The following is a 12,337-nucleotide window of genomic DNA, read 5'->3' on the forward strand; positions in this document are numbered from 1 at the left end:
GCACCGACGGGGCGTCGGCACGGGTGCCGATCGCGTAGCACTGCGGACCTCAGGAGCTTTCGATGACGACTGCACGCCGGCCCACGATCCGGGATGTCGCACGCCTCGCGGGCGTCTCCCACCAGACCGTCTCCCGGCACCTGCGAGGGGATCCCACCGTCTCCCCCATGCTGTCCTCGCACATCGACGTGGCCGTGGCCCAGCTCGACTACCGCCCGAGCCTGGTGGCCCGCGCCATGCGCAACCGCAGCACGGGACGGCTCGCACTGGTGCTGCCCACCGGGAACGCGACGAGCTCCGTGCAGCTGCTCAGCGGCGTGAGCGATGCCGCCCAGCAGGAGGGATTCGCGGTCGAAGTGGTCTCGCTCGCCGCCGCCGAGCTGCACGGTGGCCGGGTGGCCGACCTCGCTGACTCCGGACTCTACGAAGCGGTACTGGCCCTCACGGACCTTCCTGAGGCGCACCGCCGGCGCACCGACGCCGTGCCGGTGATCTCCGCCCCCGTCTACGACGAGCAGATGCGAGGCATCGGCCCCCTGTCCGAAGCCACACGGATGTCCGAGCTCGTCACCCGTCTCGCCGCACAGGGGCACCGCGACCTGCTGCACATCATGGCCGAGCGTGGCCACCCCGCCTCGACCCGACGGCTCGAAGCCTTCGAGAGGACCACCCGCGACCTCAGCCTGCGCTCGGCCGGGATCGTGGACGGGCGATGGGATGCGGAGATCGCACGCCGCGCCGTCCGCGACCTCCCTGCCGACTCGCCCGTCACGGCCGTGCTCGCCGGCGACGACACCCTCGCCGCCGGAGCGGTCCGCGGCGCGACCGAACGGGGCTGGCGGGTGCCGGAGGACCTCAGCGTCACCGGCTGGGACACCCAGCCGCTCAGCGCCGCCATGATCCCCTCGCTCACCTCGGTCGCCATCGACCACCATCGCCTCGGTGCCGAGCTGCTCCAGGAGCTGCTGCAGGTAATGGGAGGCGGTGCACCGGCGATGGATCGGCCCTCGATCACCCGGATCCTCTGGCGCGAGTCGACGGGGCCTGCCCCTGACCGCGCGCGGCACCCTTGAACCCTTGGATCTCCCAGAACGAAGCAACCGTTTTCCGCCATGCGGTCGCTCGCCGCTCGCGGACCGTGACGGGCGTACTCTACAGCCATGCAGACCAGGCACAGCACCACTGATCGAGTCCGCATCTCCGATGTGGCCCGTGCCGCCGGGGTTTCCGTGGGGACCGTCTCCAAGGCGCTCAACAACACCGGCACGCTCAAACCGTCCACCCGGGAGCACGTCCGCTCCGTCGCCGACCGGCTCGGCTTCATCGCGGACCCGCGGGGCCGGAACCTCTCGAGCGGTAGGACGTACACCGTCGGCTTCCTCACCACTGACAGCTACGGCCGGTTCTCGATGCCGATCCTCATGGGCGCCGAGGACGCCCTGGCGGTGGGGAAGATGTCGATCATCCTCAGCGACACCCGCGAGGACCAGATGCGCGAGGACCACCTGCTGCGCGCTCTGCAGGAGCGCAGGGTGGACGGATTGATCGTCACCAACCGTCCGCACGGCCTGGAGGGTCCGCTGCGCACCGACGTCCCCACGGTCTACACCTTCGACACTCCCGATGCACCGGCGGAGCATGCCGTGGTCACCGACCGGAGGTCCTCGATGGGCCTGGCAATCGACCACCTCCTCGAGCTCGGACGAACGCGGATCCTGCACGTCGCCGGCCCCGCCTCCTCCCGCACCGCAGCCCCGAAGGCGCAGGCCGTGGCCGAGCATGCGGGCCCGGCCCTGGTGCGGAGGACGATGCACGGGGACTGGAGCGAGGCATGGGGGCGCCGGGCCATCGACATCGCACTGGCCTCCGGCCACGACATCGACGCGGTGTGCTGCGACTCCGACCAGATCGCCCGAGGCGCTCTGGAGCGGCTCATCGCCCATGGCAGATCAGTGCCCGGGGACGTGGCCGTGACCGGGTTCGGCAACTGGACCACCATGTCGGAGGCGACGGTGCCCCCGATCACGAGCATCGAACAGAATCTTCGGGAGATCGGACGCCTCGCCGGATCGATGCTGCTGGACCTCGTGGAGGGGCGTCCGGTTCCGACGCGACTGCTCACCGTCCCACCTCATCTGGTGGTGCGCGGCTCGACCATCTGAGTCCGCGCCGAGATACGTAAGACGACCGCCGGATCGTTCGAAAAACTGATTTCCGGAGATCTTGACTCACGTCACTGCAGGTCAGTCGCCTCCGTTTTGACAACGAAGGAACGCCAGGCAAGCGTTTGCTGTTGACCGTCGCGAAGACCTCGTGTTCTACTTCCGGCACCACGAGCCATCCGATCCCTCATCGCCGAGAGTTATCCCGTCGCTCATCGCGGATCTCCCGCCCCCGAATTTGAAACGACTCATGGCGCAGGCACACCCGTCAAGGAGGACCCTTCGTGCCCGACTCCCCCGTTCTTCGCCCCCATTTCCTGTCCCGCCGCCAGCTGGTGGCCGGCAGCGGAGCCCTCGGACTCAGCGGCCTCTTGATGGCCTGTGCTCCGTCCGGCACCGACGAGGCCGGCGATGCCGGCCGCAACACCGCCCCGGATCCCGACCGTCCGTCGGAATCCCCGATGCTCACCGAGCAGGTCGACGCCGGAGATCTGCCCCCGCTCGAGGAGCGCATGCCGGTCGAGGAGGACCGGCTGGTCATCGCGACCCCGGAGTACGGCCCCTACGGCGGCACCTTCGCCGGCGTGGTCCTCGACCAGGACCGCGGATGGCTCGATCGCTTCATCCACTACGAGCCCACCGTCCGCGCGAGCCAGCAGCTCGACGAGTTCGGGCTCCCCGGGACGCTCAAGGCCGTGGACGTCAACGACGAGGGCACCGAATTCACGCTCCACCTGCGACGCGGCATGCGATGGTCCGATGGCGAGCCCGTCACCGCGGACGACGTCATGTTCGCGATCCAGGACGTGTACTTCAACGACACCCTGTACCCCACCGTGCCGGAGTTCCTCACCGCCGATGGCGAGCCCTGCACCGCGGAGAAGGTCGACGAGTCGACGGTCACCCTCACCTACCCGGGGCCCCGCGGCGACTTCCTGGTCACCGCGAGCCGGGGCGAGCAGCCGAAGAACCTCCTGGGCTGGCCCAAGCACTACCTCTCGCAGTTCCTCCCCGATCTGAATCCCGAGGCGGAGAAGCTCGCCGAGGAGGCGGGCATGGGCGACTGGACGGACCACTGGGCCGATCGCAAGGCGTACTTCAACAACATCGAGCTCCCTGTGCTCACGGCCTGGCGGCTGACCAGCCCCCTCAATGAGGGCTCCGTCGTCAAGGCCGAGCGCAACCCGTACTACTGGAAGACCGATGACACCGGCGCCCAGCTGCCCTTCATCGACCACCTCGAGTTCGAGATCGTCCAGAACGACGAGGTCATGCTGCTCAAAGCGGTCAACGGCGAGATCGACATGCACGGACGCAACTTCACGACCGACCCGAACCGACCGGTGCTCGCCGACGCCCGGGAGGCCGGGGACTTCCGGTTCCTCACCGTCGAGAACACCTCGATGAACCAGATGGTCATCTCCCTGAACCTCAACCACCGCGACGAGGAGCTTCGGAAGATCTTCCGGAACAAGGACTTCCGCATCGGGCTGTCCCATGCCATCAACAGGCAGGACATCCAGGACACCGTGTACCAGCGCCAGGGGCAGCCTCACCAGGCCGCACCCAGCCCGAAGTCGGAGTTCTTCGACGAGGAGTTCGCGACCCAGTACACCGAGTTCGACATCGACCTCGCGGGAGAGCACCTCGACGCAGCAGGGCTCACCGAGAAGGATTCCGACGGCTTCCGACTGCGCCCGGACGGAAAGCGCCTCACCTTCCAGGTGGATGTGACGGCCGACGCCGCTCAGCACGGCCAGGCCATGGCGCTGGTCGTCCAGACCTGGGAGTCCGTGGGCATCAAGGCCACGGTGAACCCGCTCGAGCGGACCCTTTTCTACGACCGCAAGACCGCCGCGGCCAACCAGCACGACGCCAACACCTGGGGCGGCGACGGTGGCTATCGCACCGAGATGGATGAGCTGCGCTGGTGGTTCCCCTCCTGGAGTGAATCCAACTACGCCGTCAAGTGGGCGGAGTACTTCACCACCAATGGCACTGGCGAGAACGCTGAGGAGCCGCCCGCCGAGGCCCTCGAGCAGATGGAGCTCGCTCGCCAGATCCCGCTGGAACCGGATGCGGACAAGCGCAAGGAGCTGTTCCGGCAGATCCTCGCGATCTCCAAGGAGCAGTTCTACGCGATCGGCACCGTGCTTCCCGGGGACGGCTTCGCGATCGCCAAGAACCACCTGCGCAATGTCGTCGAGACCTACCCGGAGTCCCCCCTGTACTTCTCTCCGGGGCACATCGATCCGCCGACCTGGTACTTCGGCTGACGGACCACGATGCTGCGCTACATCACCCGCCGTGTCCTCATCCTCATCCCGACGGTCTGGGCGATCTCCCTGATCACCTTCCTGATCATCCAGCTCCCTCCTGGCGACTACCTCACCACCGTCCAGGCCTCGCTCGCCGCGGCCGGCGACCAGCCCTTGGACGCGGCGGAGCTGGAGCGGCTCAGCGATCGCTACGGTCTCGGTGATCCCTGGTACGTGCAGTACTGGAAGTGGATCACCAACATCGTCGTCCACCTCGATTTCGGGGAATCCTTCAGCTACAACCGCCCGGTGAGCGACCTGCTCATGGAGCGCCTGCCGCTGACGATCACGCTCTCCCTCCTGACGCTGATCTTCATCTGGGCGATCAGCTTCCCGATCGGCGTGTACTCGGCGCTGCGTCAGTACTCGGTCACGGACTATGCCTTCACGTTCTTCGGCTACCTCGGCCTGGCGGTGCCGAACTTCCTCATCGCCCTAGTGCTGATGTGGATCGGCCTGACGTACTTCGGTCAGAGCGTTGGCGGGCTCTTCTCCCCGGAGTACCGCGACGCGCCGTGGAGCCTGGCGAAGTTCGGCGATCTGCTCGCCCACCTATGGATCCCCATCATCATCTGGGGCACGGCCGGCACGGCGGGGAACATCCGCGTGCTGCGCGCGAACCTGCTGGACGAGCTGCGCAAACCCTATGTGTCAGCGGGCCGGGCCCGCGGCATGAAGCGCAATCGCCTGATCATCAAGTTCCCCGTGCGCGCAGCGATGAACCCGTTCTTCTCCACGATCGGCTGGATCCTGCCGGGGCTGATCGCCGCCGATGCGATCACCTCCCAGGTGCTGAACCTCAACACCACCGGTCCGCTGCTGCTCAACGCGCTGATGAGCCAGGACATGTACCTGGCCGGCTCCATCCTCCTGATCAGCGCGGTGCTCGTGGTCATCGGCACCCTGATCTCCGATCTCGCCCTCGCGTGGCTGGACCCGCGCGTCCGGCTCCGCTACTGAGGAGGCCCCAATGGCCGAACCCCTGGCCCCGCCATCGGCGGGCACCGCCCTTGACGAGCCCCTGCTCCTCGACCAGGAGACCGGTGACCTCGCCGTCGCCTCGCAGTGGCAGCTGATGTGGCAGGCGTTCTCCCGCCACAAGGTGGCGAAGGTGTGCGGTGTGATCACGCTGCTGATCTATCTGGTCGCGCTGTTCGCCCCGTTCCTGGCCCCCTACCCGGGCTCGCACCACGATGCGGACTACACCTACGCCCCGCCGCAGCGTCTCCAGCTGTTCGACGAGGGCGCCTTCCGCCCCCACGTCAACGGGCTCGTGATGACCCAGGACCCCGCCACGCTCGCGCTCGAGTTCGAGACGGACCCGTCCACCACGATCCCGGTGGGGGTGTTCGTCAAGGGCGCGGAGTACGAGCTCCTGTGGCTCATCCCGATGGATCGGCACCTCATCGGACCGGTCGATCCCGAACTCGGGCCGATGTATCTGCTGGGCGGCGACGCGAGCGGCCGCGACCTGCTCTCGCAGATCATCCACGGCACGACGGTGTCGATGTCGCTGGGACTGGTCGGAGTGTTCTTCTCGCTCATCCTCGGGGTGGTGATCGGTGGCATCTCGGGCTATGTCGGAGGGCGCCTGGACTCCGCGATCCAGCGCCTGATGGAGCTGATCATGTCGATCCCGACGATCCCGCTGTGGATGGCGCTGTTCGCGGCGGTGCCTCCCACCTGGGGGCCGCTCCAGCGATACTTCGCCCTCACGGTCGTCATCTCCCTGGTGGGGTGGGTCGGCATGGCACGCGAGGTGCGCGGGAAGTTCTTCGCCGTCCGCGGTGAGGAGTACGTCCAGGCGGCGATCGCCGACGGCTGCTCCCAGCAGCGGGTGATGTTCCGGCACATGCTGCCCTCCTTCACCAGCCACATCATCGCGAACCTGTCCCTGTCGATCCCCGCGATCATCCTCGCGGAGACCGGACTGTCGTTCCTGGGGCTGGGACTGCAGGCTCCGACGGTGAGCTGGGGCGTGCTGCTCGAGCAGGCGCAGAGCATCCGCGCGATCTCCACGGCGCCGTGGATCCTGCTGCCGGGCATCCCGGTGGTCGTGACCGTGCTGGCCATGAACTTCCTCGGCGACGGCATCCGCGATGCCGCGGACCCCTACAACAACTGACCCCTCCCGCGACCACGACGGAGCTTCCACATGACATCCGAGACCACCGCCCCCCGCACCGGTCCGGCCGGGTCCGGCCTTGCCGTCGCACCCGGCGAGCGCCCCCTGCTGCGGATCCGGGGGCTCGAGACCCACTTCGAGACCCCGGACCATGCGATCAAGGCGGTCGACGGCGTGGATCTCACGGTCCGGCCCGGGAAGACGCTGTGCGTGGTCGGTGAGTCCGGCTGCGGCAAGTCCGCCACCGCCCGCTCCGTGCTCCAGCTGGTCGACGCGCCCGGACGCGTGGTCGGCGGAGAGATCCTGTGGTCCCCCGAGGGGCGCGACAGCGTCGACCTCGCCTCCCTGGCCGACGAGAGCGAGGAGCTGCGCGCGGTGCGCGGCGGGGAGATCGGGATGGTCTTCCAGGAGCCGATGGCGAGCCTGTCCCCGCTGTACACGGTCGGCGCGCAGCTCACCGAGGCGATCCGTCTCCATCAGGACCTCACTCCTCAGCAGGCGCGGGCCAAGGCCCTGGACCTCCTGAAGCGCGTGGGCATCCCCGACCCGGAGGGTCGGCTGGACGCCTACCCGTTCCAGCTCTCCGGCGGCATGTGCCAGCGCGTGATGATCGCGATCGCGCTGTGCTGCGACCCCTCGCTCCTCATCGCCGATGAGCCCACCACCGCCCTCGACGTCACGACGCAGGCGCGCATCCTGGACCTGCTGCGCGACCTCCAGGCCGAGAACGGGATGGCGCTGATGTTCATCACGCACGACCTCGGGGTGGTCGCGGAGATCGCCGACGAGGTGGCAGTGATGTACCTCGGCAAGGTGGTGGAGCAGGGACCCGTCGAGGAGATCTTCCGTCATCCCAAGCATCCGTACACCCGGGCCCTGCTGCGCTCGGTCCCCGACGCCCAGGGCGGTCGCCGCGGCGAGCACCTGCCGACCGTGCGCGGCATGGTGCCCAGCCCCCGGAACCGGCCCAGCGGCTGCGCCTTCCGCACCCGCTGCGATCTCGCGATGGAGGGCATCTGCGACGTCCAGGCACCGCCCCTGACCACCTTCGGGGACGATCACGGAGCCACCTGCCACCTCTACAGCCACGAGGGGGCCGTGCCGCCCTCCGACGAGATCGCCGAGACCATCGAGGCCGTCGAGCCCGCGGACGAGGCGAGCGCCCCGCCCTTAGGGCTCACCCCGCGCCCCCGGCCCGACGAGGTCGCTGGCGGGGAGGACGAGGCGCCGATGATCCTCGAGGTCTCGGGCCTGGCGAAGCACTATCCCGTCGGCGGAGGGATGTTCCGGCGCGCCACCCGCAGCGTGAAGGCAGTGGACGGCATCGACCTCAGCATCCGCGCCGGGGAGACGATGGGGCTGGTCGGCGAGTCCGGCTGCGGGAAGACCACGCTCGGCCGCTGCGTCGCGGGCCTCCTGGCACCGTCGGCCGGACAGATCCTCTATCACCGGGCCGACGGCGGGACCGTGGACCTCGCCGCGCTGACCACACGCCAGCTCACGGCCTACCGCACGGAGATCCGCACGATCTTCCAGGATCCCTTCTCCTCGCTGAACCCGCGGATGACCGTCGAGCAGATCGTCGGCGAGCCGCTGCAGGTCAACGGCCTGGCGCGCGGCGGGGAGCTTCGGGAGCAGGTCGCGGAGATGCTGCGCCGGGTCGGGATCCGCCCCGAGCACATGCGCCGCTACCCGCACGCCTTCTCCGGCGGCGAGCGCCAGCGCCTGAACATCGCCCGCGCCCTCATCACCCAGCCGCGCCTGGTGATCGCCGACGAGCCCGTCTCCGCGCTCGACGTCTCCATCCGCGCCCAGATCCTCAACCTGCTCGAGGAGGTGCGGGAGGAGTTCGACCTCACCTACCTGTTCATCTCCCACGACCTCTCCGTCGTGGAGCACGTCAGCGACCACGTCGGGGTCATGTACCTCGGGCGGCTCGCCGAACAGGGACCGACGGACGAGCTGTACCGCGCCCCGCGCCACCCGTACACCGAGGCCCTGCTCGACGCGGTCCCGGTCCCGGATCCGGAGCGACGAGGCGGCCATCGCAGCACGCTGCGGTCCGACGATCTGCCCGACCCCTCGAACCCGCCCTCGGGATGCCTCTTCCGCACCCGGTGCATCCACGTGCGCGACGGCCTCTGCGACGGGGAGGTCCCCGCCCTGCGGGAGCTCTCCCCCGGGCATCGCACGGCCTGCCACCGCGCCGAGGACATCGAGCTCACCGGCATCTCCCGCGGCCTCGACTGACCGCCTCCGCCCCCACCCAGGAGCCCCTCATGACCCTCGGCACCCTCTTCCCCGCAGAGTCCCGCACCTTCCGTGATCCCGAGACGAACGTGCGGATCACGCAGCTGACCGACCACAAGGCGCACAGCCACCACACCTACTTCACGAATCCGGGCTGGTACGACGACGGCCGGCGCCTGCTGTTCGCCTCCGACCGCGGCAACGCGACGAACCTCTACGGCCTGGATCTCGAGGGCCATGAGTTCCGCCAGCTCACCGACCTGCCCGACGCCGCCTCCGTGGCCTCGAACCTGTTCCACTCGCTGAGCCTGAACCCCCACCGGGCCGAGGCGTACTTCTGGCACGGCCGGGAGCTGGTGGCGCTGGACCTGGTCTCCCTCGAGCAGCGGGTGCTGCACACCACGCCCGCCCGCTTCGGCGAGGGAGGGACCACGAACGTCACGGCCGACGGCACCTCGGTGATGATCAGCTGCAGCGAGGACCTCTCGGACCGCCTCGCCCTGGACCTGGGCAACGGCTACGTCGGCTTCCGGGAGTACTGGGAGGCGCGACCCCTCTCGCAGATCCTGCGGGTGCCGGTCGACGGCGGCGACGCCGAGGTGGTGCACGAGGAGCGCGCCTGGATCGGCCACGTGAACACCTCCCCCACCCGCCCGGAGCTGCTGACCTTCTGCCACGAGGGGCCCTGGCACCTGGTGGACCATCGGATCTGGCTGCTGGACCTGAGCACCGGGGGGACCACGGCGATCCGCCCGACCGCCGGCACGGAAATGGTGGGCCACGAGTACTGGCTGGAGGACGGCGAGTCCATCGGCTTCCACGGCTGGACCGGCGGCCGGGAGCAGACCGGCCCGTTCCACGGGGCGGTGCGGCACGACGGCACCGGCCTCTGGGAGGCGCCGCTGGTGGAGAGCTCGATGCACTACCACAGCCGCGATCTCGACATGATCGTCGGCGACGGCACCAAGGCCGCCCCGCGGCTCATGGTGTGGCGGCGCGAGGGCGACGGGTTCGGCCCGCCGCGGCTGCTGCACCGCCACCGCGGCTCCTTCCACACCCAGGCCCTCCACGTGCATCCCACGGTGAGCCCGGACGCCACCCAGGTGCTGTTCACCTCCGACGCCCGGGGGTACGGCGCCGTGCACCTGCTGGACCTCCCCGAGGACCTCGGGGAGCTGCCACTCGTCGAGCCCTGAGCCGGGCCGTCTGCCCCGCCCCTCCCACGTGGCCCATCTGCTCCCCATCCCTCCCCGACCCCGCCCAAGGAGCCCCATGTCCCTCCCGCGCATCGACCGCCGCGCCCTCGTCTCCCGCCACGACATCGAGCTGAGCGACATCGACCCCCGCTCGCCGCTCGGCGTCGGCAACGGCGACCTGGCCTTCACCGTCGACGCCACCGGGCTGCAGTCCCTGCCCGCCGCCCACCCGGTCTCCCCGCGGGACGGGAACCGGCAGGCAGGCACCCTGCTGGGGACCCTGAGCACCTGGGGCTGGCACAGCCTGCCGGAGGCGAGCGCCCACACCTGGCGGGACGCCCTGGTCACCTACGACTCCGAGCGCGGTCCCGTGCCGTACGTCGACATGTCGGGGAAGGTCGCCGGCGGCACCGAGCAGGACACCGAGGAGCGGGACCTGCTGCTGCGCGGCAATCCTCACCGGCTCGACCTCGGCACCTTCGGGCTGCGCCGGGACGGGTCACCGCTCACGGCGCAGCAGGTCGAGCCCGTCCGCCAGCACCTCTCCCTCTACGAGGGCATCATCTCCTCGGTCTGCGTCGTCGACGGCGAGCGCCTGGAGACCCTCACCGCCGTGCATCCCGAGCGCGACCTGGTCGCCCTGCAGCTGAGCTCGCCGGCGCTGCGTACGGGTCTCGGCGTCGGTCTCGCCTTCGCCTACGGCAGCGCGGACTGGCACAGCGCGCACGACTGGACGCGGCCCGAGGCGCACACCACCATCCTCACCGCGCTCGGCGAGGACCGGTGGCGCATCGACCGGCAGGTGGACGCCACGACGTACACCGTCCTGGTGCGGGCGCCCGGGGCACGGCTGTCCGTCGCCGATCCTCACGAGGTCCTCGTGGAGGCCGCGACCGAGGAGCTCTCGCTGACCCTCGAGCTCCTGCCCGGCGAGGCGGCGTCGACGGCCTGGCCGTCCCCGACCGTGGAGCAGACCCTCGCGGCGTGCCGCGCGCACTGGCGGGACTTCTGGGAGTCCGGTGCCGCGCTGGACCTGGGGGCGGTGGAGGATCCGCGGGCCGCCGAGCTCGAGCGCCGCGTGGTCCTCTCGCAGTTCCTCACCGCGATCCACTGCGCCGGCCGGATGCCGCCGCAGGAGACCGGACTGGTCTGCAACTCCTGGCGCGGCAAGTCCCATCTCGAGATGCACTGGTGGCACGCGGCGCACTTCCCCCTGTGGAACCGCCCCGCGCTGCTGCGCCGCAGCCTGGACTGGTACCGCTCGATCCTGCCGCGCGCCCGGGAGATGGCCCGCCTGCAGGGCTTCGCCGGCGCGCGCTGGCCCAAGCAGGTGGGTTCCGAGGGGGAGGAGACCCCGAGCGGGATCGGCACCTTCCTCATCTGGCAGCAGCCTCATCTGATCCATCTCGTGGAGCTCCTGCGGCGCTCCGAGGGCGTCGACGAGCTCGAGCTCCTGGCGGAGGTCGACGATCTGCTCACCGAGACCGCGGACTTCATGGCCTCCTTCGCGCTGCGCACCGCGCACGGCGCCGAGCTGGGGCCGCCGCTGATCCCGGCGCAGGAGAGCTACGGCGGGATGCGCACGGCGGTGCGGAACCCCACCTTCGAGCTGGTGCAGTGGCACTGGGCGCTCGAGCGGGCGTGCGCGTTCAAACAGCAGCTGGGGCTGCCGGTCCCGGAGGCCTGGGCCGAGATCCGCGATCTCCTGATCGCCCCCGCGCCGCGGGACGGGATCTACCCGGCGATCTCGGTGGAGCCGTACACGATCCGCGAGGACCACCCCTCGATGCTGTGCGCGCTGGGGGTGCTCCCCCTCACCGACCGGATCGACCCCGAGGTCATGGCCGCGACCCTCGAGGACGTCCTGGAGTCCTGGGACTGGGACTCCACCTGGGGCTGGGACTACCCGGTGATGGCGATGACCGCCACCCGTCTGGGCCGGCCCGAGGACGCCGTGGACCTCCTGCTCACCGACACCGGGAAGAACACGGTGCTGCCCAGCGGCCACAACCGCCAGACCGGTTCCCTGCCGCTCTACCTGCCCGGCAACGGCGGCCTGCTCACGGCCGTCGCGCTCATGGCCGGCGGCTGGGACGGCGCCGGGACGGACGCGTCGACGGCGCCCCGGGCGAGCCCCGGGTTCCCCGTCGGCTGGGACGTCCGCGCCGAGGGCTTTGCCGTCTCCCCCTGAGCGTCGTCCTCGACCCCTCCCGCTCCCCGCCCGCCCCTCGACTCCAGAGCCCGCCCGCCCTCCCTGATCCCGACGACGTACAGCGAGGTACGCAG

Annotated in this window: 8 protein-coding genes; all 8 read left to right on the plus strand. The window is 69.9% G+C overall.

Going from position 1 to position 12,337, the window contains the following annotated elements:
- Nucleotides 1-62 precede the first annotated feature (62 nt).
- Nucleotides 63-1,073, plus strand: coding sequence for a LacI family DNA-binding transcriptional regulator (locus VF289_RS04235; protein WP_330881402.1), 1,011 nt, complete (start codon nt 63-65; stop codon nt 1,071-1,073).
- Between the two features lie 87 nt (nt 1,074-1,160).
- A complete protein-coding gene (locus VF289_RS04240) occupies nt 1,161-2,162 on the plus strand; it encodes a LacI family DNA-binding transcriptional regulator (RefSeq protein ID WP_330881404.1) in 1,002 nt (333 codons plus the stop codon).
- 284 nt (nt 2,163-2,446) lie between these two features.
- Nucleotides 2,447-4,438: an ABC transporter substrate-binding protein gene (locus VF289_RS04245; protein ID WP_330881406.1), complete on the plus strand. Its 1,992-nt coding sequence runs from the start codon at nt 2,447-2,449 to the stop codon at nt 4,436-4,438.
- A 9-nt stretch (nt 4,439-4,447) separates the two neighbouring features.
- Nucleotides 4,448-5,440, plus strand: a complete 993-nt coding sequence (locus VF289_RS04250; protein WP_330881408.1) for an ABC transporter permease — start codon at nt 4,448-4,450, stop codon at nt 5,438-5,440.
- Nucleotides 5,441-5,450: 10 nt separating this feature from the next.
- Complete coding sequence (locus VF289_RS04255) at nt 5,451-6,605, plus strand: ABC transporter permease (protein WP_330881410.1); 1,155 nt, start codon at nt 5,451-5,453, stop codon at nt 6,603-6,605.
- Nucleotides 6,606-6,635: 30 nt separating this feature from the next.
- A complete protein-coding gene (locus VF289_RS04260) occupies nt 6,636-8,855 on the plus strand; it encodes an ABC transporter ATP-binding protein (protein ID WP_330881412.1) in 2,220 nt (739 codons plus the stop codon).
- A gap of 29 nt (nt 8,856-8,884) precedes the next feature.
- The gene (locus tag VF289_RS04265; protein ID WP_330881414.1) at nt 8,885-10,051 is read left to right on the plus strand and encodes an oligogalacturonate lyase family protein; all 1,167 of its coding nucleotides are present in this window, start codon (nt 8,885-8,887) and stop codon (nt 10,049-10,051) included.
- Nucleotides 10,052-10,127: 76 nt separating this feature from the next.
- On the plus strand, nt 10,128-12,242 hold the full coding sequence (locus tag VF289_RS04270; RefSeq protein WP_330881416.1) for a hypothetical protein: 2,115 nt from the start codon (nt 10,128-10,130) through the stop codon (nt 12,240-12,242).
- Nucleotides 12,243-12,337 lie beyond the last annotated feature (95 nt).

This window comes from Brachybacterium sp., assembly GCF_036379615.1.
In the GTDB taxonomy this organism is placed as follows: Bacteria; Actinomycetota; Actinomycetes; order Actinomycetales; family Dermabacteraceae; genus Brachybacterium.